19 protein-coding genes are annotated in these 24,995 nt (G+C 71.6%); 10 read left to right on the top strand and 9 right to left on the bottom strand.

The genetic code is table 11. The features are described from left to right. Positions 1-50 precede the first annotated feature (50 nt). Positions 51-935, top strand: coding sequence for a carbohydrate kinase family protein (locus tag ACWDX7_RS08615; RefSeq protein ID WP_451492177.1), 885 nt, complete (start codon positions 51-53; stop codon positions 933-935). On the opposite strand, the gene ACWDX7_RS08610 is transcribed toward ACWDX7_RS08615, so the two are convergent. From ACWDX7_RS08610 to ACWDX7_RS08600, 3 genes are all read right to left on the bottom strand, one after another. Beyond that, a complete protein-coding gene (locus tag ACWDX7_RS08610) occupies positions 936-1,211 on the bottom strand; it encodes a hypothetical protein (RefSeq protein WP_451492178.1) in 276 nt (91 codons plus the stop codon). Between the two features lie 342 nt (positions 1,212-1,553). Beyond that, a complete protein-coding gene (locus ACWDX7_RS08605; RefSeq protein ID WP_451492179.1) occupies positions 1,554-2,147 on the bottom strand; it encodes a hypothetical protein in 594 nt (197 codons plus the stop codon). Between the two features lie 21 nt (positions 2,148-2,168). Next, positions 2,169-2,702, bottom strand: coding sequence for a hypothetical protein (locus ACWDX7_RS08600; RefSeq protein ID WP_451492180.1), 534 nt, complete (start codon positions 2,700-2,702; stop codon positions 2,169-2,171). Positions 2,703-2,802: 100 nt separating this feature from the next. Between ACWDX7_RS08600 and ACWDX7_RS08595 the strand changes: the two genes are divergently transcribed. Next, on the top strand, positions 2,803-5,532 hold the full coding sequence (locus tag ACWDX7_RS08595; protein ID WP_451492181.1) for a hypothetical protein: 2,730 nt from the start codon (positions 2,803-2,805) through the stop codon (positions 5,530-5,532). A gap of 111 nt (positions 5,533-5,643) precedes the next feature. On the opposite strand, the gene uvrA is transcribed toward ACWDX7_RS08595, so the two are convergent. Then, positions 5,644-8,616 carry an excinuclease ABC subunit UvrA gene (gene uvrA / locus ACWDX7_RS08590; protein WP_451492182.1) on the bottom strand — a complete coding sequence of 991 codons (2,973 nt, stop codon included), beginning with the start codon at positions 8,614-8,616 and terminating at the stop codon, positions 5,644-5,646. A gap of 188 nt (positions 8,617-8,804) precedes the next feature. Between uvrA and ACWDX7_RS08585 the strand changes: the two genes are divergently transcribed. The 3 genes from ACWDX7_RS08585 (at position 8,805) to ACWDX7_RS08575 (ending at position 11,733) form a co-directional block, all read left to right on the top strand. Beyond that, positions 8,805-9,494: a maleylpyruvate isomerase family mycothiol-dependent enzyme gene (locus tag ACWDX7_RS08585; RefSeq protein ID WP_451492183.1), complete on the top strand. Its 690-nt coding sequence runs from the start codon at positions 8,805-8,807 to the stop codon at positions 9,492-9,494. 76 nt (positions 9,495-9,570) lie between these two features. After that, positions 9,571-10,227: an MBL fold metallo-hydrolase gene (locus tag ACWDX7_RS08580; RefSeq protein ID WP_451492184.1), complete on the top strand. Its 657-nt coding sequence runs from the start codon at positions 9,571-9,573 to the stop codon at positions 10,225-10,227. A gap of 177 nt (positions 10,228-10,404) precedes the next feature. Continuing rightward, positions 10,405-11,733, top strand: coding sequence for an MFS transporter (locus tag ACWDX7_RS08575; protein ID WP_451492234.1), 1,329 nt, complete (start codon positions 10,405-10,407; stop codon positions 11,731-11,733). Between the two features lie 47 nt (positions 11,734-11,780). On the opposite strand, the gene ACWDX7_RS08570 is transcribed toward ACWDX7_RS08575, so the two are convergent. The 4 genes from ACWDX7_RS08570 to uvrB all read right to left on the bottom strand — a co-directional run bounded on the left by ACWDX7_RS08570 (position 11,781) and on the right by uvrB (position 18,009). Beyond that, entirely contained in the window at positions 11,781-12,764 is a 984-nt protein-coding gene (locus tag ACWDX7_RS08570; RefSeq protein ID WP_451492185.1) for a TerC family protein, read from the bottom strand. A 340-nt stretch (positions 12,765-13,104) separates the two neighbouring features. Beyond that, positions 13,105-15,057 carry a TerD family protein gene (locus tag ACWDX7_RS08565; RefSeq protein WP_451492186.1) on the bottom strand — a complete coding sequence of 651 codons (1,953 nt, stop codon included), beginning with the start codon at positions 15,055-15,057 and terminating at the stop codon, positions 13,105-13,107. Between the two features lie 124 nt (positions 15,058-15,181). Further along, the gene (locus ACWDX7_RS08560) at positions 15,182-15,760 is read right to left on the bottom strand and encodes a TerD family protein (RefSeq protein ID WP_451492187.1); all 579 of its coding nucleotides are present in this window, start codon (positions 15,758-15,760) and stop codon (positions 15,182-15,184) included. An 89-nt stretch (positions 15,761-15,849) separates the two neighbouring features. Beyond that, positions 15,850-18,009, bottom strand: coding sequence for an excinuclease ABC subunit UvrB (gene uvrB, locus ACWDX7_RS08555; protein ID WP_451492188.1), 2,160 nt, complete (start codon positions 18,007-18,009; stop codon positions 15,850-15,852). A gap of 344 nt (positions 18,010-18,353) precedes the next feature. Here uvrB and ACWDX7_RS08550 point away from each other — a divergent pair, with 344 nt between their 5' ends. The 5 genes from ACWDX7_RS08550 to ACWDX7_RS08530 all read left to right on the top strand — a co-directional run bounded on the left by ACWDX7_RS08550 (position 18,354) and on the right by ACWDX7_RS08530 (position 23,640). Beyond that, complete coding sequence (locus ACWDX7_RS08550; RefSeq protein ID WP_451492189.1) at positions 18,354-19,328, top strand: glycerophosphodiester phosphodiesterase; 975 nt, start codon at positions 18,354-18,356, stop codon at positions 19,326-19,328. Between the two features lie 166 nt (positions 19,329-19,494). Next, positions 19,495-20,058, top strand: coding sequence for a methylated-DNA--[protein]-cysteine S-methyltransferase (locus ACWDX7_RS08545; RefSeq protein ID WP_451492190.1), 564 nt, complete (start codon positions 19,495-19,497; stop codon positions 20,056-20,058). Positions 20,059-20,432: 374 nt separating this feature from the next. Next, positions 20,433-21,728 carry an MFS transporter gene (locus ACWDX7_RS08540; protein ID WP_451492191.1) on the top strand — a complete coding sequence of 432 codons (1,296 nt, stop codon included), beginning with the start codon at positions 20,433-20,435 and terminating at the stop codon, positions 21,726-21,728. Between the two features lie 89 nt (positions 21,729-21,817). Next, entirely contained in the window at positions 21,818-22,750 is a 933-nt protein-coding gene (locus ACWDX7_RS08535; RefSeq protein WP_451492192.1) for a pseudouridine-5'-phosphate glycosidase, read from the top strand. Further along, a complete protein-coding gene (locus tag ACWDX7_RS08530) occupies positions 22,747-23,640 on the top strand; it encodes a carbohydrate kinase family protein (RefSeq protein WP_451492193.1) in 894 nt (297 codons plus the stop codon). The genes ACWDX7_RS08535 and ACWDX7_RS08530 overlap by 4 nt, the downstream gene beginning before the upstream one ends. A gap of 639 nt (positions 23,641-24,279) precedes the next feature. Here the strand turns inward: ACWDX7_RS08530 and ACWDX7_RS08525 are convergent. Beyond that, positions 24,280-24,972 (bottom strand): uridine kinase, encoded by a 693-nt coding sequence (locus ACWDX7_RS08525; protein WP_451492194.1) that lies wholly within the window; start codon positions 24,970-24,972, stop codon positions 24,280-24,282. Positions 24,973-24,995 lie beyond the last annotated feature (23 nt).

The raw sequence follows: 24,995 nt of genomic DNA, 5'->3' as shown, positions 1-24,995 counted from the left end.
CAAGGGGCCCGTCCGACGATACCGCCGGCGGATGGGGTAGCTTCCCCCGCGTGATCGTCGTCGGCGGAGAAGCCCTCATCGACCTGGTGCCCGTGGCGTCGCCGCCGGGCGCGCTGCTGCCGAGGCCGGGCGGGGGACCGTACAACACCGCGCTGGCGCTCGGGCGGCTCGGCGCCGAGGTGGCCTTCTGCTCGCGGGTCTCGGCGGACGGCTTCGGCGAGAGCCTGCTCGCGGGGCTGCGGGCGGCCGGGGTGGATCTCTCCCTGGTCCAGCGCGGGCCCGAGCCGACCACCCTGGCCGTGCCGTCGCTCGCCCCGGACGGCTCGGCCTCGTACGGGTTCTACGTCGAGGGCACGGCCGACCGGCTGTTCACCCTGCCCTCCGCCCTTCCGGCGCACGTGAGCGCCCTGGCACTCGGTACCTGCTCGCTGGTCCTGGAGCCGGGCGCGAGCGCGTACCAGGACCTGCTGCGCCGGGAGTCCCGGCGCGGTCTGCTGACGCTGCTGGACCCCAACATCCGGCCGGCGCTGATCGGGGACCCGGCGGTGTACCGCGCTCGTTTTTTGGAGCGGCTGCTGCCGTACGCCTCCGTCCTCAAGCTGTCGGAGGAGGACGCCGGCTGGCTGGGCGGCCGGCCCGGGGACTGGCTGGCGGCGGGACCGTCGGCGGTGGTGCTGACCCGCGGCGCGGCCGGGCTGACGGTGTGGACGCGGGAGGGCGCGGAGCACACGGCGGCGGCCCGCCGGGTCGCGGTGGCGGACACGATCGGCGCAGGCGACACCGTGAACGCCGCCCTGCTGCACCGACTTTCGGGCGCGCGGGGCCCGGTGGACTGGCCGGACGTACTGGCCTACGCGGCCCACGCGGCGGCCCTGACGTGTACGCGGGCAGGGGCGGAGCCGCCGTACGCGGCGGAGCTTGAGGGGTCGGACTGATCAAGCCGGGGGGTTTGTGCCGGGGGGTGGGGTGCTGACCCTGTCGATGTCGGTGAGGACTTTGCGTGTGAGACGGAGCTCTATTTCGAGAATGTCGCGGTCGAACTTCCCCGGGTCCCTCTCATAGCGGGCTTTGCCCACTTCGGAGCTGAACGCGGATGCAGGGATGGCGTCCTGACCAGGAGGGAGAAACTTGAGGACTTCCTCGATGGCGGCCACTGCGTAGGCCATCGCGCCGCGGTGCTTGTGATGCTCGGATTCGGGCGAGTTGAGCATCGCGAGTCCGGCTCGTCGGCAGACGCGGTCCGTAACCTCCGAGAACTCACCGGGGTCGATGATCTGGGACGGTTCAGGACCGCCGAAGGCGGGCGGGGGCGGGGGATCTCTTCAGCCATCACGAAGGTGAAGCCCCGACTGCCACCGCACTGCGCGCATGCGCCCTCGTACACCGCGGCGAGGTCGTTTCCGTACTGCTCCAGATGGTGCCGGCGCTCGAAGTCGGAGCCCCCGCACTCGCACGGGTGCAGATCCATGTACAGGTGTGCTTCCAACGAGGAACGGGCTCTCAACATGACATGCCCCTTGAAGGTCACGGCCCCGGCCATCCGGCCGGGCTCATCACGCCTTGGGGCCTGTGCCGTGAGGTGGGCTGCTGACCTCGTCAATATTGGCGAGGATCTGGCGTGTGAGGCGAATGTCCATTTCGATAATGCGACGATGGAACTTTGCTGGCTCCCTCTCGTAGCGGGCCCTGCCCACTTCGGAGGTGAAGGCGGATGCGGGGATCGCGTCCTGACCCGGAGGAATGAACTTGGCGACCTCTTCAAAGGCAGCCAGTGCGTGAACCACGGCACTGCGGTACTTGTGATGCTCGGAATCAGGTGAGTTGAGCAGCCCGAGCCCCGCACTCCGGGAAATACGGTAGGCGACGTCCACGAACTCACCCGGGTCGATGATCTGAGACGGCTCAGAGCCGCCGAAGGCGGGCGGCGGCGGCGGGATCTCGTCCGCCATCACGAAGGTGAAGCCCCGGTTGCGGTCGCACTGCCGACATGCGCCCTCGTACACCGCGGCGATGTCGTCACCGTGCTGCTCCAGATGGTGCCGACGCTCGAAGTCGGAGCCCCCGCACGCGCACGGGTGCAGGTCCATGTACAGGTGCGCTTCCAACGAGGAACGGGCTCTCAACATGACATGCCCCTTGAAGGTCACGGCCGCAGTCGGCGGGGCTGATCACGTCTGGGGGTCAGTACCGCGGGGTGGGCTGCTGACCCTGTCGATGTTGGCAAGGATCTTGCGTGTGAGGCGCAGCTCGATCTCAAGGATGTCGCGACGGAACTTTCCCGGCTCTCGCTCGTAGCGGGCCCTGCCAACTTCGGAGGTGAAGGCGGAAGCGGGGATCGCGTCCTCGCCCGGAGGCAGGAACTTGAAGACCTCGTCGAGGGCTGCCAGTGCATAGGCCGCAGCGCCCCGGTGCTTGTGGTGCTCGGAGTGGGGTGAATTGAGCATCGCAAGCGCCGCACGTTCGGACAGGCGCCGCACAACCTCCGCGAATTCACCGGGATCGATGATCTGGGACGGCTCAGGGCCGCCGAAGGCGGGCGGCGGCGGAGGGATCTCGTCCGCCATCACGAAGGTGAAGCCCCGGTCGCGACCGCACTGCCGACATGCGCCCTCATACACCGCGGCGATGTCGCCACCGTGCTGCTCCAGATGGTGCCGACGCTCGAAGTCGGAGCCCCCGCACTCGCACGGGTGCAGGTCCATGTACAGGTGCGCTTCCAACGGGGAACGGGCTCTCAACATGACATGATCCTAAAGTCTGTTGTACGAGGTGCATACGGCAGGGCCCGGGGAGGGGCATCACATGGACAGGTCGGTCGACCCCCGGCTGGTGATGGGCACGCTGGCTCCGCGCGCACACGCGCACCAGGAAGAACTCGTGTCGGCGGCGCAACGTGACATGAGTGCGGTGGCCGCCGTTGTCCTCGGCGATAGGCTGCGCTCCCTTCAAGCGGGTCGGACCGAGGACGGGCGTCAGTATTTCGATCTTCAGGACGGCGGCCAGGGCAAATCCCCGAGGATCTGGGTGGATGCCGTTCCGCTGGAGGCGGGGAGGATCGCCGACACAGCGACCAACACGACCTCACAGAATTACGTCATCCGTGTCTCCGACCGTCTTCCGACCGAGATGCTGGGACGGGTACTCGCACACGAACTCGGTGAGCTCACTGCCGTCCGTGAACGGGCGGCCGAGGGCCTGACCCCGGTACGGGAAGACTTTCTGCGGGAAGGAGCCGAGCTCCCGGTGAGCCGCGAACTGTCCGCAGCGGACAGGGGGCGCGTAGGAGAGCTCAACTGGCTCGCCGAGCGGAGCGGAGACCCTTCCCTTTCCCCGCAACAACAGACGGATGCGCGTGCGCAGTTCTCGGCACTGCTCGACCCGTACGGGCTCCGACCGACCGTCGCCATGAGCGACGAGGACGCCTTCCTCGGGCACAGGATCGCAGCAGACCATCGCTACCAGTTGTCGTACGACTCGCTCTCCCTCGATTCCGTGAGTCTTCTCGACGACCTCGCCCGCCCCATCGAGCAGCTCGCCCCCGCCGACGCCACCGCGCTCCAGGCCTCCCGTGACGCGGCCCTGCGGGCCCAGCGCCAGGTCGAGGCCTTCATCGGCCGGCGAGAGGTCACCATGCCGATGCCCGGCTACGACCAGAACGGGCTTCCGCTGCCCCGCGACCAGTTGGGCAGGGCGGCCGCTGAGTGGGCGGCGTGGCGGGAGCACATCAGTGAGCGGACCGTGCAGCAGCTGGAGGCACAGCGCGCGGCCGGCGAGACCCCGCTCCGCAGGGTGGTGATCGGCGGCGGGGCGAGCCTCAGCGGCCGCGATCCGGAAGCGCTGCTGGTCGATGCCGCCGGGCGGTGGCACCTGGACCCCGGGGCCGGGATCGTGCAGTCGGCGGACCAGGACCGCGACCTGGCGCAGTGGATGGGAGTGGACCCGTACGGGACCGTGGACGATCCCCGGCACCGGGTCCCCGTCGAGGCGGTGCGGCTGTGGGAGGACCAGTTGGCCTCCCAGGGCGACGTAGTCAACGGGCAGGCGCGGCTGCGGCTGGGCAAGAACGGTGAACTCCTCGCCGAGATATACGCGTTCGGAAAGGACGGCGCACCGGGCGACAAACCGCTGCAGGTGGCCTGCGACGGGGTGCCGAGTGTGGCGACCGGCCTGCCGCCGGAGCTCGTACCCGGAACCGTCCGTGGCAGGTACGGGGTGGAGAGCCGCAGCGAGGCCCTGCGACTGGTCGGTGAGCGGCTGCTGGAGTTGCAGGGGCAGGGGGTTGCCGGTGCGCAGGAGTTGCGTGAGCGGCTGGTCAAGGCCGAACGGGGCGGCGTGGACACCCGGACCGTACTGGCCGCCCTGGAGGAGTCGCCGCTCAAGGACGCCCTCCAGGCCGGGCAGGACGGCGAGCCCGCCGTCCGTATCCAGAACTGCTTCACCGTTCTGGAGGCGACCCGCAAGTGGGAGGCCGCCCGCGAGGAGGCGCCCGGGCGAGTGCTGATGGGTGACGAGGTCGCCGAGAACCGGTTCGACGCAGGCGACGCCCAGCACTGGATCATCGCCGGTTCAGGGGGGACCGGGGTCGCCAACGCGGAGATCATCCTGCGGGAGAACCCCACTGCGACGGTCACGGTGGTGGGGCGCCCGCCGCCGGCGGCCCTGAGGCACCAGGTCCAGTTCGGGGCCATGGAGCAGAAGTACGGGCCCGCGGGTGAGGGGCGGCTGGAGTTCGGCAACGCTGACGTGGGGGAGGTCGAGACGGTCCGTGGCGAAGACGGGCGGACCCGTTTCCGGATGTCGTACACGGTGGGCGAGGGCGAGGCGAAGGAGCACAGGACGGTCGATGCGGACGGCTACGTCGCCAGTCTCGGCCGCACGAATCCGCTGCCCGCCGCCGTGCAGGTTCTCGCGGACGAGGTGCGGGTCAAGGGCGGAGAGATCAACGGGGATCTGCTGTTCGACAAGGACGATCAGTACATCGGCTACGGTCTCAGCTTCGCCGTGGGCGGCCGGGAGCACCGGGTGGACGTGGACGGTGCGGCGTCCTGGCAGCTGCCGCGCAAGGTCTTCGCCCCCGAGACCGGTATCCAGCAGGATCTGAACAACATGGGCGTGCGCGCTCTGCCGGCCGAGACGGGCAACGCCGCGCCCGGCTTCTCGCCCATCGCCCGGCAGAGCGCGCTCCGCGCGCGGGCGCTCGCGCAGGCGCGGGACGGGGACGGTGGGACGGTCCAGCGGTTGTCGTCCGTGCCGGAACGCTGGAAGACCCCGGCGCCAACCGCCCCGGTGACGGCTCCCCCGGCCCCCGAACAGACGGCGCCCGCCGAGCACACCGCGGGCGCCGAGCGGGCGGCGGGTGAGGACCGGACGGTCTCCCCCGCGCCGGCACCGGGCCGCGGCGCGCCCGGCGCCCACTTGTGGCAGATGGGGGTCCCCCGGAGCAACGGGCGTCCCCCGACCGGACCCGTACGGTCGACGCCCCCGCCCCCGGAGGCCGGCCCGCCCGGGCCGGGACTCGGTTTCGGGGTCTAAGACCTCGACGGTCCTCGACCGCACCTCGCGGGCCACGCGGCGGCGCAGGGCCCGTCCGCCGGGCCGGGAGGGGGTCCGGCACCCGCCGGGCCCTCCCCCTCAGCCCGGCGGCTACGCCTTGCGGGCCCGCGCCGTCGCCTTCCGGGCCGGAGCCGGCACCTTCTTCGCGGCGGCGGCCTTCTTCGCCGGGGCCTTTTTCGCGACCGCGGTCCGCGCCGGAGGCGAGCCCGCGTCCGAGACCCGGTCCGCGCCCAGGATGTCCCGCAGGAACTTGCCCGTGTGGCTCGCGCCCACCGAGGCGACCTGCTCCGGCGTCCCCTCGGCGACCACCAGGCCGCCGCCGTAACCGCCTTCCGGGCCCATGTCGATGACCCAGTCCGCGGTCTTGATGACGTCCATGTTGTGCTCGATGACGATCACCGAGTTGCCCTTGTCCACCAGCCCCGACAGCACCTTGATGAGCTTCGAGATGTCCTCGAAGTGCAGGCCCGTCGTCGGCTCGTCCAGCACGTACACCGTCCGGCCCGTCGACCGCTTCTGCAGTTCGGAGGCCAGCTTGACGCGCTGCGCCTCGCCGCCCGACAGCGTCGGCGCGGACTGGCCGAGCCGGACATAGCCGAGCCCGACCTCGTTCAGCGTCCGCAGGTGGCGCGAGATCGTCGGCACCGCGTCGAAGAAGTCCAGCGCCTCCTCGATCGGCATGTTCAGGACTTCCGCGATGGACTTGCCCTTGTAGTGGACCTCCAGCGTCTCCCGGTTGTACCGGGCGCCGTGGCACACCTCGCACGGGACGTAGACGTCCGGCAGGAAGTTCATCTCGATCTTGATCGTGCCGTCACCGGAGCAGTTCTCGCACCGGCCGCCCTTGACGTTGAAGGAGAAGCGGCCCGGCAGGTAGCCGCGCACCTTCGCCTCCATCGTCTCCGCGAACAGCTTGCGCACGTGGTCGAAGACGCCGGTGTACGTGGCCGGGTTGGACCGCGGGGTCCGGCCGATCGGCGACTGGTCGACATGGACGACCTTGTCGACCAGGTCGTCGCCGTCGACCCGGGTGTGGCGCCCCGGAACGGACCGGGCGCCGTTCAGCTCGCGGGCCAGATGCGTGTAGAGGATGTCGTTGACCAGCGTCGACTTGCCCGAGCCCGACACACCGGTCACGGCCGTGAGCACACCCAGCGGGAAGGACACGTCGATGTCCTGGAGGTTGTTCTCCCGGGCGCCGTGGACGGTGAGCTTGCGCTCCCCGTCGACGGGACGGCGGGCCTCCGGCAGCGCGATCGACCGCTTCCCGGACAGGTACTGCCCGGTCATCGACTCGGAGTTCTTCAGCAGGTCCTTCAGCGAGCCGCTGTGCACCACCTTGCCGCCGTGCTCGCCCGCGCCGGGGCCGATGTCCACGACCCAGTCGGCCACCTTGATGGTGTCCTCGTCGTGCTCGACCACGATCAGCGTGTTGCCCATGTCGCGCAGCCGGACCAGCGTCTCGATGAGCCGGTGGTTGTCGCGCTGGTGCAGGCCGATGGAGGGCTCGTCCAGCACGTACAGCACGCCGACCAGGCCGGAGCCGATCTGCGTGGCGAGCCGGATGCGCTGCGCCTCGCCTCCCGACAAGGTGCCGGCGGCGCGGTTGAGCGAGAGGTAGTCCAGGCCGACGTCCACGAGGAAGCGCAGCCTCTCGTTGACCTCCTTCAGGACCCGCTCGGCGATCTTCTTGTCGCGGGCATCGAGGCGCATCCGCCCGAGGAAGTCCGCGCACTCGCTGATCGACATGGCGGCGACCTGGGCGATGGACTTCTCCATCACCGTCACCGCGAGCACGATCGGCTTGAGGCGGGTGCCCTCACAGGTCGGGCAGGGCACCTCGCGCATGTAGCCCTCGAAGCGCTCGCGGCTGGCGTCGCTCTCCGATTCGGAGTGCCGCCGCTTGACGAACGGCACCGCGCCCTCGAAGGCCGTGGTGTAGGCGCGCTCGCGCCCGTACCGGTTGCGGTAGCGGACTTCGATCTGCGTCTTGTGCCCGTACAGCAGGGCCTTCTTGGCGCGCTGCGGCAGCCCGGCCCACGGGATGTCCGTACGGAAGCCCAGCTCGGCGGCGAGTGCGCCGATCAGCCGCTGGAAGTAGTCCTTGGTGTGGCCGAGGGACCACGGCGAGACCGCGCCCTCGTCCAGGGACTTGTCCTCGTCCGGAATGATCAGCTCCGGGTCCACCTCCATGCGCGTACCGATACCGGTGCACTCGGGGCAGGCGCCGAAAGGCGAGTTGAAGGAGAAGGAGCGGGGCTCCAGCTCCTCGAAGGACAGGTCGTCGTACGGACAGTAGAGGTGCTCGGAGAACATCCGCTCGCGCTCGGGATCGTCCTCGGCGAGGTCGACGAAGTCCAGGATGACCATGCCGCCGGAGAGGCCGAGGGCGGTCTCCACCGAGTCGGTGAGCCTGCGCTTGGCGCTCTCCTTGACGGTGAGGCGGTCGATGACCACCTCGATGGTGTGCTTCTCCTGCTTCTTCAGCGTCGGCGGCTCGGAGAGCTGGATCGTCTCCCCGTCCACCCGCGCCCGGCTGTAGCCCTTGGTCTGGAGGTCGGAGAAGAGATCGACGAACTCGCCCTTGCGCTCGCGCACCAGCGGCGAGAGCACCTGGAAGCGGCTGCCCTCGGGAAGGGCGAGCACCCGGTCCACGATCGCCTGCGGCGACTGGCGCGAGATGGGGCGGCTGCACTCGGGGCAGTGCGGCTTGCCGATGCGCGCGAAGAGCAGCCGGAGGTAGTCGTAGACCTCCGTGATGGTGCCCACGGTGGAGCGCGGGTTGCGCGAGGTGGACTTCTGGTCGATGGAGACGGCCGGGGAGAGGCCTTCGATGAAGTCGACGTCGGGCTTGTCCATCTGCCCCAGGAACTGCCGGGCGTAGGAGGAGAGCGACTCGACGTAGCGGCGCTGCCCCTCGGCGAAGATGGTGTCGAAGGCCAGGGAGGACTTGCCCGACCCGGACAGTCCGGTGAAGACGATGAGGGAGTCGCGGGGCAGGTCGAGCGAGACGTTTTTGAGGTTGTGCTCGCGAGCGCCACGAACGATGAGACGGTCGGTCACGCCGGTCCGCACCTTTCTTGAGAGAGCGGGGGGCACGGGCCCCCGTCCCAGGGTATGGGGGGCGCCTCTGCGATGGAGTTGGAGAGTGGACTTCCGAGCGTATAGCACGCGCATTCGATTTACGGCACCCGGCAGACCGCTTCACCCGATCGTGTGGCCGCAGGCCTCGAACCACTAGGCTCGAAGCCATGACTGATCATGTGCACGACCTGCGATCCGTACATGAGGCCACCGACCGGCTGCTGACCGCGGTCGCGAAACTGGACAAGGCCGCCCTCGCCGAGGAGTCACACCTCCCGGGCTGGAGCCGAGGCCACATCCTGGCCCACCTGGCACGCAACGCGGACGCCCTCGTGAACGTCTTCGAGGGACGCCCGATGTACGAGAGCGCCACCGCACGCGACGCGGACATCGAGCGCGACGCCGGCCGGACTCTGGAAGAACACCTTACGGACGTCCGTGATTCCGCGGCCCGCTTCCTCGCCGTCGCGGAGCGCCCCCAGGACTGGTCCCGCACCGTCGAGCTGCGCAACGGTGTGACGGATCTCGCCGCCAACGTGCCCTTCCGCCGGCTGGTCGAGGTCGAGCTGCACCACGTCGACCTGAACATCGGCTACGAGCTCTCCGACCTCCCGGAGGAGTTCACCGCCCGGGAGATCGCCTTCCTCGCCGACCGCTGGTCGGCCCGTCCCGAGGTACCGCCGACGGCCCTGGCCGCGACCGACGGACGCACCTGGCGCACCGGCTCCGCCGGGGACCCGGCCGTCACCGTGTCCGGCACCCCGGCCGGGCTGCTGGCCTGGCTGTCCGGCCGCGGCGACAAGGGCACCTCCCTGACCATCACGGGCGGCGGGCTCCCCGCACTCCCCACGCTCTGACGCGACGCCTATAGGTCCTGTCGTCAAAGTGGCTCGGGCCAGGAGGGACGTTGACGACAGGGCCTAGGATCGGCACATGACGTACAGCGGAGCGGTCAAGGTCGGCGGCCCGGCCGACGTGCACGAACTCGCGGACCTGATGATTTCGAAGGTCGCTGTGGGCCCGATGAACAACAACGCCTACCTGCTGCGCTGCCGGGCCACCGGCGAGCAGCTCCTCATCGACGCGGCCGCCGACGCGGACACGCTGCTCAGCCTGATCGGCGACGACGGCATCGCGTCCGTCGTCACCACCCACCGGCACGAGGACCACTGGAGCGCCCTCCGGGCCGTGGTCGAGGCGACCGGGGCCACCACCTACGCGGGCGTCCACGACGCCGAGGGCATCCCGGTGCCGACCGATGTCCCGGTCGAGGACGGGGACACCGTACGCGTCGGGCGGGTGGAGCTGACCGCGCGGCACCTGGTCGGCCACACCCCCGGCTCGATCGCCCTGATCTACGACGACCCCCACGGGCACCCGCACGTCTTCACCGGTGACTGCCTCTTCCCCGGGGGCGTCGGCAACACGTGGGGCGATGCCGGGGCCTTCGCGCGGCTGCTCGACGACGTGCGGCACAAGCTGTTCGACCAGCTCCCGGACGAGACCTGGGTCTACCCCGGCCACGGCAACGACACGACCCTCGGCGCCGAGCGGCCGCACCTGGCGCAGTGGCGCGAGCGCGGCTGGTAGTCCCCCCGGGGGTCAATTCCGGTACGACGCGCACACCTTCCGGTCGATCGTGGCCGAATGCACCTCCCGCGGGGCCGGGGAGGGGGTATCTGCTGCACCATGCAACAAGATCCCCCCTCCGTCCCGACACCCGCCGCGGCTGACCCCTCCGCGGCGGCCGGATCCGGCCGGCCCGGCATGCTGCGGCTCGCCGTAGCCTCGCTCGCCGGCACCGCCATCGAGTTCTACGACTTCTTCATCTACGGCACGGCCGCCGCCCTCGTGCTCGGACCGCTCTTCTTCCCCTCCTTCTCCCCGCTCGCCGGGACCCTCGCCGCCTTCGGCACCTTCGGCGTCGGCTTCCTCGCCCGGCCGCTGGGCTCGGCGGTCTTCGGCCACATCGGCGACCGCTACGGCCGCCGCCCGGTGCTCCTCGGCTCCCTGCTGCTCACCGGCCTCGCCACGGTGGCCGTCGGCTGCGTGCCGACGTACGCCTCGATCGGCGCGGCGGCCCCCGTCCTGCTGCTCCTGCTCCGCTTCCTGCAGGGCCTCGGTCTCGGCGGCGAGTGGGGTGGGGCGGTCCTGCTGACCGCCGAGCACGCCCCCGAACGGCGGCGCGGCCTGTGGTCGAGCTTCCCGCAGATCGGCCCGGCGGTGGGTTTCCTGCTGGCCAACGGCATGGTCCTGGCCCTGTCCGCGACCCTGACCGATGCCCAGTTCACCTCCTGGGGCTGGCGGGTGCCGTTCTGGGCGGCCGGGCTGCTGGCGTTCGCCGGGCTGTGGCTGCGCCGCTCGGTGGAGGAGACCCCGCAGTTCCGCGCGCTGGCCGAGACCGGGCGCCGGGCCGATGCCCCGCTGGCCGAGGTCGTACGGGGCCACTGGCGGCTGCTCCTGCTGACCGGGGGCGCGCTGGCCGTCGGGTACGCCGTCTTCTACACGGTGACGACCTGGTCCCTCGCGTACGCCACCGAGCGCCTGGCCGTGGACCGCACGGTGGTGCTGGCCTGCATCATGGCGGCGGTCGCGGTCAAGGGGCTGGTGACCCCGCTGGTGGCGGTGCTGGGCGACCGCCACGGCCGGCGCCCCCTGTGCCTGGCCGGCTGTGCGGCTTGCGCGCTGTGGATGTTCCCGCTGGTGGCGCTGTTGCGTACGGCCGACCCGCTGCTGATGACGCTGGGCTTCGTCGGCGCCCTGCTGGGGATGGTGACGATGTTCGCGGTGGTCGGCGCGTACCTGCCGGAGCTGTACCCGCCGCGGATCCGCTGCACGGGCGCGGCCGTCGGTTACAACCTGGGCGGTGTGCTGGGCGGGGCGCTGACCCCGATCATGGCGACGGCGCTGGCGGAGGGCTCCGGTCCGCCGTGGGGCGTGGCGGTGTACCTGAGCGCGATCGCACTGGTCAGCCTCGGCTGCTTCGCGCTCCTGCCCGAGACCAGTCCGGTCGTGGTGGGGAAGCGGGCGGCCCAGGACAAGGCGACGGGGGCGGCCGAAGCGGCCGCCCCCGCATCCTCGCGCGTGGGTCCGTAAGCGCACGCCGGCGCGTACGGGTGACGCGAGCCGGTGACGCGTACCGGTTAGGCGTCGATGCTCTCCGGGCGGGCGGCGGCCTCGGCGGCCGCCTGCTTCTTCGAGGCCATCAGGCTGGTGATCGTGGTGATCACCAGGACGGCGCAGATGACGCCGAGGGAGACCGGGATGGAGATCACCGGGACGTGCACCCCCGACTCGTGCAGGGCGTGCAGCACGAGCTTGACGCCGATGAATCCGAGGATGACGGACAGGCCGTAGCTGAGGTGGACGAGCTTCTTGAGCAGTCCGCCGATGAGGAAGTACAGCTGGCGCAGACCCATGAGGGCGAAGGCGTTGGCGGTGAAGACGATGTACGGGTCCTGGGTGAGGCCGAAGATCGCGGGAATCGAGTCCAGGGCGAACAGCAGGTCGGTGCTGCCGATGGCGAGCATGACGACCGCCAGGGGGGTCAGGACGCGCTTGCCGTTGTTCTGGATGAAGAGCTTGGTGCCGTGGTACTTGTCGGCGACGCCGAACTTCCTCTCCACGGACTTGAGGAGACGGTTCTCCTCGAACTCTTCGTCCTCCTCGCCCTTGCGCGCCTCCTGGATCAGCTTCCAGGCGGTGTAGATCAGGAAGGCGCCGAAGATGTAGAAGACCCAGGAGAAGCTGGCGATGATGGCCGCGCCGGCCGCGATGAAGATCGCGCGCAGCACCAGGGCCATCAGCACGCCCACCAGCAGGACGCGCTGCTGGAGGTGGGAGGGCACCGAGAACTTCGCCATGATCAGGACGAAGACGAAGAGGTTGTCCACGCTCAGGGACTTCTCGGTGATGTAGCCCGCAAAGAACTCCTGGGAGGCCTGGCCGTTACCGAAGAACCACAGGCCGAGGCCGAAGAGTACGGCGAGGACGACCCAGACGACCGTCCAGGTACCGGCTTCCTTGATCGATACGTCGTGCGGTTTGCGGCCGATGAAGAAATCGGCGCCGATGAGAAGGATCAGACCAAGAATGGTCAGCGCCCACAGGGTCCACGAAACGTCCACGGTTGAGATGCCTCCGGCAGATGGCTCAGCACTTCGTCAGCGTCATCGCTGCCGGAGGTCTCTTCCACCCGGGCGGCCTGGAGGCCGTGGGCCGACGCCCCGGGACCGGTTGGGGTCCGTATTGACGGGCACGCCGTAGCAGGAAAGCAGGAATACTCCCCTCCGCGCTGCCAGGGTACCGGCTGGAACCGCCGCAGGTAAAGGGATACCCAAGTAATGGTCAGGGAGAGGTCAGGAAGGCTTTCTCTGCCCGCTCCTCGCCGCTACCCGGAGCCCCTGCTGTCCGAGCTGATCCAGCTGCCCCTGTGCCCCTCTTGCCCGCGCTCCCCCTTCCCAAGCCTCAGGAGCGAGCCGTGCGCCGGGCCTCCGCCACCCGGTCCAGTGCCTGGTCCAGCACCCGGCTGCCCCGCGGCGGCAGGTCCGGCTCGAAGGTCCAGGCGTGGCCGACCCACGGATCGGCCAGGTGACTGTCCGCAACCGGCGACAGCCGCATGAGCGAACGCCACAGGGGGTCCAGCAGCGGCCCGTAGGCCGAGGCCTCGTCACGGTCCGCGACCATCAGCAGGTGCACGCCGACGGCCGGACCCTCATCGGCCAGGTAGCGCAGCCGGGTGACGGCGCGGTCGTCGAAGCCGTGCGGGAAGTCGTGCACGATCAGCAGCTGCTCGGCCGTGTCCAGATCGGGAGGCAGGTCCTCCGGGGCACCGGCGCGCAGGGCCATCTGTACGAGGTCCACCCGCCGGGTCAGGTCCGCCAGCTTCCGGGTGACCCCGGCGGCACCGGCGGCGGGCGGCCCGGCCAGCACCCCGGAGCGCACGAGCGGCGCCAGCGAGGCCGATCCGGCGCCGGCCGCGTCGATGACGTGGACGGAGAACCGGTCGCCGGGGTGGACCGCGAGCAGCCGCACGGCGAGCGCGACGGCCATGTCCATGGCGGCGCGGCGCAGCGGGTCGGTGTCCATGGTCATCGCGGCCTCGGAGCCGGTGCGGCCGTTGTCGATCCACAGGCCGCGCTCCAGCGGCACGCGGACCAGCATGGGAATGCGCAGAGCGGGCCGCTCGGGCAGGTGGAGGTCCCCGAGGCGCAGCGCCAGGGGGCTCTCGCCGGGTATCCGGTGGCCGTGCCACACCGGGTTGTCCCACCGGGCGTACGCCGCCGGCAGCGCGGGCTCGACCACCTCGCACTCGGCGGTCAGCTGGGCGAGGTCCCGGTCGAGGACGGCCTTGGCCTGCGCGGCGAGCTCGTCGCGGCGGGCCCGGGCGGTGTCGCGGGCGGCGCTGCCGGAGCCGCCGAGGCGGTGGCGGGGGTCGGACAGGGCCTCGTCGAGCTCGCGGTCCATGCGGGAGTCGGCGAACTCGACGGCGCTGCGGTAGGCCGCGACCGAGCGGGCCAGGTCCTCGAACATGCCCCAGACCTGGTTGTAGAGCCGCTCCTCCATGGACCAGCCGCCGGCGTCTCCGGCGACGGGCACCGGCGGAAGGCCCGGCTGCGCCGGAGGGGCCGCGCGCGGTGCGGGTTCGGGCGGCTCGGTGCTGGTGCGGCGGCGGCTGGGGTGCACGTAGCTGAGGGTGGGGGGAGAACCGGCGCCGTCGCTTCCGGCAGCGGGGGCGGTTCCGGGGGCGGTGTTCGGCGCGGCGCTCGGCGCGGCGGCGGCCGGAGCCGTCGCGGTGGGGTCCTGCTGGGTGCCGGCTCCGCGCGGGGAGGTCGCCGCCGGCATGGCCGCCGGGACCGGACGTTCGCGCGCCGCCTGCGTGGCGGTGTGCAGCGCGGCAGCGGCCAGGGCAGTGGCGTCGGGCGCGGCCATTCCGCCGTCGGCCAGCAGGGCGCCGAGCCCTCCGGCGTACCCCTGGCCCACGGCCCGGACCTTCCATGCGCCTTGGCGCCGGTACAGCTCCAGGGCCACCACGGCGGTCTCGGCGTCCAGCCCCGTCAGGGTGTACCCGGCGAGCTCGGCGCCCTCCGGGTCGGCCACGGCCACGTACGAGGCCGGGACCGCGCCGAAGTTCACCGGGCCGCCGGGCGGCAGGACGAGCAGCACGCCGACGCGGTGGACGTCCTGCGCGACGGCGTCGAGGTCGACGGCGAAGGTGTGCCGGCCGGCGGGCTCCCCGGGCGCCAGCACCCCGGGGAGGGACCGTGCGCCCGGATGGGCGAGTACCTCGCGACCGGAGAACCGGCCTTGCCCGTCGGTGAACGAGGCCAGGGCGAGCACGGGTGTGCCCGCCGAGACCCTGATCTCCACCCGGCTGTGGGACACGGGGTGGTTCTGCCCCCGGACCAGTTCGGCCGTCATCGTGCAGCCCTCCCCCGTGCCTTTTCTCTTGTTCCGTGCGCGTGTATCCGTACGGGGTGGATCCGTACCACCGTGGATCCGTACGAGGTGAGTCCGTACGGGGTGAGTCCGTACGGTGAAGCTGTTACAGGTGCGGCAGGATCGCCGGCATCAAGTCCTGGAAGGTGCGGCCGTTGGCCGGGTTGCCCAGGGCCGTCATCTGCCAGCCGGTGCCCACGCGGGAGACCTTCGCCATGATCTGCGCGGTGTACTGCCCGCCGCCGTCGAGGGTGTAGCGGGCCATCTCCTGGCCGTTGGTCTCGTCCACGATGCGGCAGAACGCGTTCTGCACCTCCTGGAAGGTCTGGCCGGTGAACGAGTTCACCGTGAAGACGATCTGGTCGATGTGGACCGGAACGCGCTGGAGGTCCACGAGGATCGCCTCGTCGTCGCCGCCCTGGCCGACACCGCCGACGAGGTTGTCACCGGTGTGGCGGACCGAGCCGTCGTCGCTCTGCAGGTGCCGGAAGAAGACGACGTCCACGGGCTGCTTGTCGGCGAACAGCACCGCCGACGCGTCCAGGTCGATCTCCCGGGTCCGGGAGCCGAACAGTCCGCGGCGCTTCGCCGCCTGCCAGCCGAGGCCCATCCGGACCGCGGTCAGCGTGCCCCCGTCCGCCTTCTGCAGACTGATCGCCTGACCCTTGGTCATGTTGACCGTCACTCGCTGTCCCCTCTCCATAGCCCGCCCCAATAACGAGCGCGTGACCGTGTACCCGCGGCCGTAGCCCAACCCTACTGACAGGCCCCCGGTCAGGCGAGGCCCGCTTCCTTCATCTGCCGCAGCTCCTTCTTCAGCTCGCTCACCTCGTCCCGGATCCGGGCCGCCACCTCGAACTGCAACTCCGCCGCGGCGCCGCGCATGCGTTCGGTCATCTGCTCGATGAGGGCGGCCAGTTCCGCGGCGGGCCGGTCGGTCAGCACCTCGGCCGGCTGCGCTCGCTTGCCGCCCTTGGCGCCCTTGGCACCTGCCTTGACGTGTGCGGCCGCCTTTCCGCCGAGCGCCGGCACCGGAGCCTTGGCGGCCTTGCCGTCCTTCGCCTGCCGGTAGCCGGTGCCGAGGAGCTCCTCGGTGTCGAGCTCCTCGCGGGCGATGGTGGCGACGATGTCGTTGATCTTCTTGCGCAGCGGCTGGGGATCGATCCCGTGGGCGGTGTTGTAGGCGACCTGCTTCTCCCGGCGCCGGTTCGTCTCGTCGATCGCCTGGGCCATCGCCGGGGTGATGGTGTCCGCGTACATGTGGACCTGGCCCGACACGTTGCGCGCCGCCCGGCCGATGGTCTGGATGAGCGAGGTGCCGGAGCGCAGGAAGCCCTGCTTGTCGGCGTCGAGGATCGCGACCAGCGACACCTCGGGCAGGTCGAGGCCCTCGCGCAGCAGGTTGATGCCGACCAGGACGTCGTACTCGCCGGCCCGCAGTTCGCGCAGCAGCTCGATGCGGCGCAGGGTGTCCACGTCGCTGTGCAGGTAGCGGACCTGGATCCCGAGCTCCAGGAAGTAGTCGGTGAGGTCCTCGGCCATCTTCTTGGTGAGGGTGGTGACGAGCGTCCGCTCGTTCTTCTCGACGCGCTCGCGGATCTCGTGGACCAGGTCGTCGATCTGGCCCTCGGTCGGCTTGACGACGACCTCCGGGTCGATGAGCCCGGTGGGGCGGATGATCTGCTCCACGAAGCCGTCGCCGCGCGAGAGCTCGTACTTGCCCGGAGTCGCCGACAGGTAGACGGTCTGGCCGATCCGCTCCTGGAACTCCTCCCACTTCAGCGGCCGGTTGTCCAGCGCCGACGGCAGCCGGAATCCGTGGTCGACCAGGGTCCGCTTGCGCGAGGCGTCGCCCTCGTACATGGCGCCGATCTGCGGCACGGTGACGTGCGACTCGTCGATGACGAGGAGGAAGTCCTCGGGGAAGTAGTCGATGAGGGTGTTGGGCGCGGAGCCGCGCTCGCGGTCGTCCATGTGCAGCGAGTAGTTCTCGATGCCGGAGCACGACCCGATCTGCCGCATCATCTCCAGGTCGTAGGTGGTGCGCATGCGCAGCCGCTGGGCCTCCAGCATCTTGCCCTGCTTCTCCAGCTCGGCCAGACGCCCGGCCAGCTCGGCTTCGATGCCGGCGATCGCCTTCTCCATGCGCTCGGGGCCGGCGACGTAGTGGCTGGCGGGGAAGACGTACAGCTCGCGGTCCTCGCTGATGACCTCGCCCGTCAGCGGGTGCAGGGTGGAGAGGGCCTCGATCTCGTCGCCGAACATCTCGATGCGGACGGCCAGTTCCTCGTAGACCGGGAAGATCTCGATGGTGTCGCCGCGCACCCGGAAGGTGCCTCGGGTGAAGGCCAGGTCGTTGCGCGTGTACTGGATGTCCACGAAGCGGCGCAGCAGCTGGTCCCGGTCGATCTCCTCGCCCACCTTGAGGGAGACCATCCGGTCGACGTACTCCTGCGGGGTGCCGAGGCCGTAGATGCACGACACGGAGGCGACGACGATAACGTCCCGCCGGGTCAGGAGCGAGTTGGTGGCGGAGTGGCGCAGCCGCTCCACCTCCTCATTGATCGAGGAGTCCTTCTCGATGTACGTGTCGGACTGCGGTACGTAGGCCTCGGGCTGGTAGTAGTCGTAGTACGACACGAAGTATTCAACGGCGTTGTTCGGCAGGAGCTCGCGGAACTCGTTCGCCAGCTGGGCGGCGAGCGTCTTGTTCGGTGCCATCACCAAGGTGGGGCGCTGGAGCTTCTCGATCATCCAGGCGGTGGTCGCCGACTTGCCGGTGCCGGTCGCACCGAGCAGGACGACATCCTTCTCACCTGCACGGATGCGCTTCTCCAGCTCGGCGATGGCCGCCGGCTGGTCGCCGCTGGGCTGGTAGGGGCTGACGACCTCGAAAGGTGCCACCGTGCGTTCGATCTTCGATACGGGCCGCATGAGTCAACCGTACGACCCCCCACTGACACTCACGTATCCGCACGGCCCTATACCCGGCGGTGGCGCCACCCTGGTCCGTTTGTCGTAGTTCGGTGGCGGCCGGGTGATCTTCACCCCCATGATCGCGGTGAGTGCATCGTCCACATCCCGGATCCCGGAAACCGACGGCGCCGGCGCCCTGCGCGCCGGCGCCTTCGCTTACCCGCCGCCACCTCTGCCGCATCGTCATCCGCCACCTCTGCCGTCACCTCTGCCGCCCGTCTGCCGCAACCTCTGCCGCAACGTCCGCCGTCCCGGGCCCGTTTGAGGCCGGGAGCAGGACTCACGACCCGAGGAGAACGCACATGTACATCCGACCCGTCACCGCGGCCGCGGCCGCCGTCCTCGGGCTCACGCTCACCGTGCTGGGAAGTGCGGCCGGCACCGCCGCCGCCCGCTCCGGCGCGGTCGCTGCCGGTTCGGACGCGGCCGCTGCCGGTTCGGACGCGGTCGCTGCCGCCTCGGACGCCGCCGCCGGTCCGGGCGCGCTGACGGGACCCGTCGTCTACGCCCACCGCGGGGCCTCCGCCTACGCTCCGGAGAACACCCTCCCCGCGGTCGACCTCGCGATGCTGATGGGGTTCACCTGGGTCGAGAACGACGTCCAGCGCACCAAGGACGGGGAGCTGGTCGTGATCCACGACGACACCCTGGCCCGGACCACCGACGTCGAGACGCTGTTCCCGGACCGCCGGCCATGGCGGGTCAGGGATTTCACGGCGGCGGAGATCGCACTCCTGGACGCGGGCAGCTGGTTCGGCGAGGGGTACGCGGGCACCCGGGTTCCGACCCTGCGCCAGTACCTCGAACGGGTCCAGCGCAACCAGCAGCGGCTGCTGCTGGAGATCAAGAGGCCGGAGCTCTACCCGGGGATCGAGCGGCAGACCCTGCGCGTGCTGGAGGAGGCCGGCTGGCTCGATGAGCAGCATGTGGTCCATCGCCTGATCGTGCAGAGTTTCAGCGCGGACAGCGTGCGCCTCGTGCACGACCTGCGCCCGGATCTCGTGACCGCCTTCCTGGGCACTCCGGCGGCGGCGGAGCTGCCGTCGTACGCGGAGTTCACCGACCGGATCAACCCGTGGCACACCACGATCTCGGCCGAGTGGGTGGCGGCCGTGCACGGGCTGCGGGGGGCCCACGGCAAGGCGATGGAGGTGGACACCTGGATCGTCGACGACGCGGCGACGGCCCGGAAGGTGCGGGACATGGGTGTGGACGGGATCATCACGAACGCCCCGGACGTCATCCGGGACGCGGTCGGCGGTTTCGCCACGGGGTGAAGCGGCGCCGCGGTCACCCCACCGCTGTCCGGAGTCGTCGGCCGGCCGCGGGGCGCGGTGGGTGGCACGGGGCGGGCGTCGGTCGGTGTGGGTCGGTGTGGGTCGGGGTCAGGGGTCAGGACCGGCGCGCAGCGGCGTTGTCCGTGCCTGCCCGTACGGTGGACGGGTGGACAGCACCGAGCGGCCTCGCGGGCCGCGCCTCGAATGGACCGTCGTCGCGAGCGACATCGGTCCCCTGCTCCTGGCCGCGACCCCGGAGGGTCTGGTCCGGGTCGAGTTCCATGCCGAGCCGGAGCGGGTCGACGCGATGATCGGCCGGCTCGTCTCCCGCCTCGGCGCCGACGCCCGCCGGCCGACTCCGGGCGAGGAGATCCTGCTGGCCGAGCCGATACGCCAGCTCGCCGCGTACTTCGCCGGTTCGCTCCGGCGGTTCGAGCTGCCGCTGGACTGGCGGCTCAGCTCCGGCTTCAACCGGCAGGTGCTGCGGGAGCTCGACCGTTCGGTGCCGTACGGAGCGGTCGTCGGGTACGGGGAGCTCGCCGGGCGCGTCGGTCAGCCCGGCGCGGCCCAGGCGGTGGGCAATGCCATGGGCTCGAACCCTCTGCCGCTGGTGGTGGCCTGTCACCGGGTCGTGGAGAACGGCGGCGGAATAGGCGGCTTCGGTGGCGGGGTCGAGACGAAGCGGCGGCTGCTGGCGCTGGAAGGCGTCCTCCCGCAGCCCCTGTTCTGAACGGTCCCACCCCGATGCCCCGTCCCGGCCGCCCCGTCCCCCGCACCCGCCACTCGACCCCTCGCCTGACGGTGTCCGCGTCCCGGTTCCCTCCCCGGTGGTGCGGTGCGTCCCCTGCCTGGCGGTGCGTGCGTCGCGTATCGCTGCGGCGCCAGGTGGCCGGTCCCCCGGCCGGGGAGGTCGGACGGGGCCGGAGGCCGGGTCGGATCCGGTGGTTCGCGATTCCGGTGGTTCGCGATCAGTCGCCGATTCTCGGTTCCGCCGGGCGGTAAGGGGTGGGAAACTGCCGCGGTGACTACTGCTGCCGCCGCCCACGGCCTCCACGGCCTCACCGCGTCCGTTCGCGCACCGCACCCCTCGAAGGGGTGCGGCGCATGACCACCTCGCACGGCACCGGCCGGCCGGCTCCGCCGATCGCTCTCGCGGATCTCCCCCGGCTGCGCCGCCGCACCTCCGGCGTGCTCATAGCCAGCCAGATACTCGGGGGCCTCGGCGTGCCCATCAGCATCGCCCTGGCCCCCGTGCTCGCGACCGAGGTCAGCGGCACCGAAGCCATGTCCGGTTTCGCCTCCACGGCCTCGGTCATCGGCACCGCGCTGCTCTCCCTGCCCCTCGCCGCCCTGATGACCGCCCGGGGCCGCCGTCCCGGGCTGGTTCTCGCGTACTTGATCGGCGCGGCCGGAGCCGCCCTCGTCGTGCTGTCCGCCGTCGTGGACAACTTCCCGCTCCTGCTGCTCGGCATGGCCGCCTTCGGCGCCGCCTCCTCCGCCAACCTCCAGTGCCGCTTCGCCGCCGCCGACCTCGCCGCCCCGGACCACCGGGCGCGGGCAATCTCCGTCGTCGTGTGGGCCACCACCATCGGTGCGGTGCTCGGCCCCAACCTCTCCGCCCCGGCCAGCCACGGCTTCGCGGGTACCTCCGTACCCGAGGTGGCGGGCCCGTTCGTGTGGGCCGCCGTGATCTTCCTGCTCACCGCCGCCCTCATCGCCGTATTCCTGCGGCCGGACCCGCTCCTGACGGCCCGGGCACTGGCCGGGGCCGAGGAGCAGACCCGCGAGGGTCGCTCACTGCGCGCGGGAGTGGCGGCGGTCAAGGCCTCCCCACGGGCCCGGCTCGCCCTGGTCACGGTGGCGGTGTCCCACACCACCATGGTCTCGATCATGGTGATGACCCCGGTAGACCTCGGCCACCACGGCGCCGGGCTGGAGCTCATCGGCCTCGTGATCAGCGGGCACATCGCCGGCATGTTCGCCTTCTCGCCCGTCATGGGCTGGCTCGCCGACCGGATCGGCCGGCTGTCGGTGATCGGTCTGGCCGCCGGACTCCTCTCGGTCGCCGCCCTGCTGGCCGGTACCGCCGGGCCGAACCACGGCCAGACCGCACTCGGCCTGTTCCTGCTGGGCCTCGGCTGGTCGGCCGGGCTGGTGGCCGGCTCCGCGCTGCTGACCGATTCGGTGCCGCAGGCCGCACGGGCCGCCGTACAGGGGCTGAGCGACCTCACGATGAACACGACGGCCGGCGTGGGCGGCGCGGCTTCCGGTCTGATCATGTCCCAGGCCGGCTACGGCTGGCTGAACGCGATCGGCGCCGCGCTGCTGCTCCCGATGGCGGCGCTGGCCCTGTTCACCGCACGCCGGCACCCGCTGCCCGGGAAGGGCGTCGGCGGCTGATCGTGTGAACCCGCTGCGCGGAGGGGCGGCTGACACGGGCGTGGCGGAAGGGGGTTTGGCGGCACGAATCCGGTGCCATGGATGGGGACATGTCACAGCACACAGCATCCGAGGTCCCCGTCCTGTCGGAAGAGGTACGCGAGGCACTCGCCCGGCGGCGCCCCGTGGTGGCCCTGGAGTCGACAATCATCGCGCACGGTCTTCCCCGGCCCCGCAATCTGGCGGTGGGCGGGGAACTGGAGGCGCTGGTCCGGGCGGAGGGCGCGGTTCCGGCGACGATCGCGGTGGTGGACGGGGTGGCGTACGCGGGCCTCGACAAGGCGCAGCTGGAGCGGATCGCGGCCGGAGAGGGCGTGCGCAAGCTCGGCCACCGGGATCTGGCACCCGCGCTCGCGGCGGGGGCGACCGGGGCGACGACGGTGTCCGCGACGGCCTTCCTCGCCGCTCGGGCCGGCCTGCGGGTCTTCGCCACGGGCGGACTGGGCGGCGTACACCGGGAGTGGGCACAGACGCAGGACGAGTCGGCGGACCTCTCGTTGCTCGCCCGGACGCGGATCACGGTGGTGTGCGCGGGAGTGAAGTCGATCCTGGACGTGCCGGCCACGCTGCAGCGGCTGGAGACGCTGGGGGTGGGGGTGCTCGGCTACGGGACGGAACGTTTCCCCGGCTTCTACCTGGCCGATTCCGGTGAGCCGGTGGACTGGACCGTCCATCGGCCGGAGGAGGTCGCCGCGGTGATGGCCGCTCAGGACGAGCTCGGCGGCCCGGACTGCGGGCTGCTGGTGGCGAACCCGGTGGCCGAGGCGGAGCAGTTGGATCCGGAACTGCACGACCGGGTGCTGGCGGAGGCGCTCGCCGCGTGCCGGGAGCGGGGGATCACGGGGCAGGCGGTGACACCGTTCCTGCTGGGGTTCCTGGTACGGGCCACCGGTGGGGCCTCGCTGGAGGCCAACCTGGCGGCGGTCCGGGGCAATGTGCGGCTCGGGGCACGGATCGCGGGGGCCTGGGCGGCGCGTCCGTGACGGGGGCCCTCCTGGTGGTCGGCGATGTGGTGACGGACGTGGTCGCGGTGCATCCGGAACCACTGGCTCCGGCCACCGACACGGCCGCCCGCATCCGCACCCTGCCGGGTGGCGCCGGAGCCAACGCCGCCTGCTGGGCGGCCCGGACGGGCTCCGTGGAGGTACGGCTCCTCGCGCGGGTGGGCGCCGAATCGGCGCGGTGGCACGAGCGGGCGCTGCTCGCAGCCGGGGTGTGTCCGCGGCTGGTGGTGGACCCGGAGGAGCCGACGGGGACGGTGGTCGCGCTGGTCGGCAAGGACGCGGAGCGTACCTTCCTGACCGACAGCGGCGCCGCGCTACGGCTCTGCCCCGCCGACTGGACGCCCTCCCTGCTGGACGGCGTGGCCCATCTCCACCTGTCCGGTTATCTGTTCTTCGCCGACAGCAGCCGGGAAGTGGCCCGGGTCGCGCTACGGGCGGCCCGCGCGCGGGGGGTGCCGGTGAGCGTGGATCCCGCCTCGGCCGGCTTCCTGGCCGGGCTGGGCACTGAGCGGTTCCTCGCCGCCACCGAGGGGGTCGGGGTACTGCTGCCGAACGAGGACGAGGCGCGGCTGCTGGCCGGCCTTCCGGAGCGGGCCGGGCCGGCGCGCTCCGCGGCGGAGCTGAGCCGGAGGGTGCCGCTGGTGGTGGTGACCCGGGGGGCGGCGGGGGCGCTGATCGCCGAGGACGGCCGGATCACCGCCGAGGTGGCCGCCGAAGCGGCCGAGGCGGTGGACACCACGGGTGCGGGGGACGCCTTCACCGGCGGCTTCCTCGCGGCCAGGCTGGCGGGCGCGGACCCGGCGGAAGCCGCCCGGGCAGGCTGCCGCGCGGCGGCCCAGGCGGTCACCCGCCTGGGCGGCCGCCCATAACCCCGCGCGGCGGGGCCCACCCCGGCTCACAGCACACCCCCGGGCCGGTCAGACCCGGCACCGCCCGCACGCTGACCGGCATTCCGGCTGAGGCGAGGCTGGGCCGGAGCCGGAGGGGTGAGCCTCGGCAGCACTTGAGCCGGGCCCGGTCAGGCCCAGGGCGCGCTTACCGACGCATGCGGCCCAGGCCCGGCTTGGCCGGAGCCGACCTGAGCCGGACGGGAGGGCCTCGGCTTGTGGCCTCCGCGGGGGCTTGGGCCGGGCCCGGCCCACCTGGACCGGCAGTCGCCGCCCTGAGCCCAGCAGGTCCAGAACCGGCCGCACGCGCGTATTCCCCGCACCGACCGCGGGCCTACCCGCTGCGGCCCAGGCCAGGCCGGGCCGGGCCGAAGCCGACCTGAGCCGGATGGGTGGGGCTCGGCTACGGCCCCGGCGCCGCTTGCGCCGGGCCTGAGCCGGACTGGGCCGGGGCTGAGCCGACTCAGCCCCGGCGGGCCTGGCCCGCCCTGGCAGGCCTGGCGCGGGCCTATCCCGGGCCGGGCTGGCCGGGCTCGGGCCCAGCCGGGCCCAACGGCCGCCACCCGTGGCCCGGCAGGCCGGTGGCGGCGGCGCGCGCCGGTCCTCCGCTCGTGCCGCAGGCTAACCGCGGATTCCGGTCCAGGCCGGATGGCGGGGGTCGTCGGCCCTGACCAGCGCGTCGGCGATCGAAGCCGGGTCGGTGTCGGCCTCGTACCGCGCGAAGGCGGGCAGCGTCCAGCGCGCGGACTCCTCCGTCCGGCGGGCGAGCGCCCCCGGGGAGAGCCGGACGTGGAGGCTCAGGTCGAAGGGGAACCAGTGGCCCAGCAGCAACGGGCCGTGCACGATCAGCACGCCGCCCGGCGGGAGTTCGACGTACGGGCTGCGGGTCGCCCGGTCGGTCACCGGATCCCAGAGGTCGGGCAGCACGCGTCCGGTGCCACCGGGATCCGTCGGACCGAACACCTCGCGCCACAGGGCGGCGGTGTCGTACCAGCCACCGAGGTACGAGTCCACGTCCTGACGGCCGAACTCGAAGCGGAGGGAGGCCGGCCGCAGGAAGCCCTCGACCGGGACGACCAGCACCGAACGCCCGCGCAGGCGCAGCGCGGCGGCGAGGTGTCCGGCGAGGACACCGGTGCCGGCCGCCGGTGCGCCGTCGACGCCCACCCGCTGCCAGGTGTCCTGGCCCGCGGCAGCCTCCCGGCCCGGATCCCGGCCCGGATCCCGCCCCGGCCCGGGCCCCGGCCCCCGGTCGTCGAGGTGAGCGGCGAGCCGCTCCGCCATTCGCTGCCATGTGATCGCTTCCAGCTGCACGATCCCATTGTCAGTGGTGACCC

The organism is Streptomyces sp. NPDC003034, from assembly GCF_053591375.1.
The sequence above is the reverse complement of the archived record's forward strand: the minus strand, read 5'-3'. Positions and strand labels throughout refer to the sequence as shown.

Excerpts from the sequence above, each read along its gene's own strand:
- ACWDX7_RS08610 (WP_451492178.1), bottom strand. The coding sequence starts at position 1,211 with ATGCTCAACTCGCCCGAATCCGAGCATCACAAGCACCGCGGCGCGATG.
- ACWDX7_RS08600 (WP_451492180.1), bottom strand. The coding sequence starts at position 2,702 with ATGGACCTGCACCCGTGCGAGTGCGGGGGCTCCGACTTCGAGCGTCGG.
- ACWDX7_RS08595 (WP_451492181.1), top strand. The coding sequence starts at position 2,803 with ATGGACAGGTCGGTCGACCCCCGGCTGGTGATGGGCACGCTGGCTCCG.
- ACWDX7_RS08585 (WP_451492183.1), top strand. The coding sequence starts at position 8,805 with ATGACTGATCATGTGCACGACCTGCGATCCGTACATGAGGCCACCGAC.
- ACWDX7_RS08580 (WP_451492184.1), top strand. The coding sequence starts at position 9,571 with ATGACGTACAGCGGAGCGGTCAAGGTCGGCGGCCCGGCCGACGTGCAC.
- ACWDX7_RS08575 (WP_451492234.1), top strand. The coding sequence starts at position 10,405 with ATGCTGCGGCTCGCCGTAGCCTCGCTCGCCGGCACCGCCATCGAGTTC.
- ACWDX7_RS08565 (WP_451492186.1), bottom strand. The coding sequence starts at position 15,057 with ATGACGGCCGAACTGGTCCGGGGGCAGAACCACCCCGTGTCCCACAGC.
- uvrB (WP_451492188.1), bottom strand. The coding sequence starts at position 18,009 with ATGCGGCCCGTATCGAAGATCGAACGCACGGTGGCACCTTTCGAGGTC.
- ACWDX7_RS08550 (WP_451492189.1), top strand. The coding sequence starts at position 18,354 with ATGTACATCCGACCCGTCACCGCGGCCGCGGCCGCCGTCCTCGGGCTC.
- ACWDX7_RS08540 (WP_451492191.1), top strand. The coding sequence starts at position 20,433 with ATGACCACCTCGCACGGCACCGGCCGGCCGGCTCCGCCGATCGCTCTC.
- ACWDX7_RS08535 (WP_451492192.1), top strand. The coding sequence starts at position 21,818 with ATGTCACAGCACACAGCATCCGAGGTCCCCGTCCTGTCGGAAGAGGTA.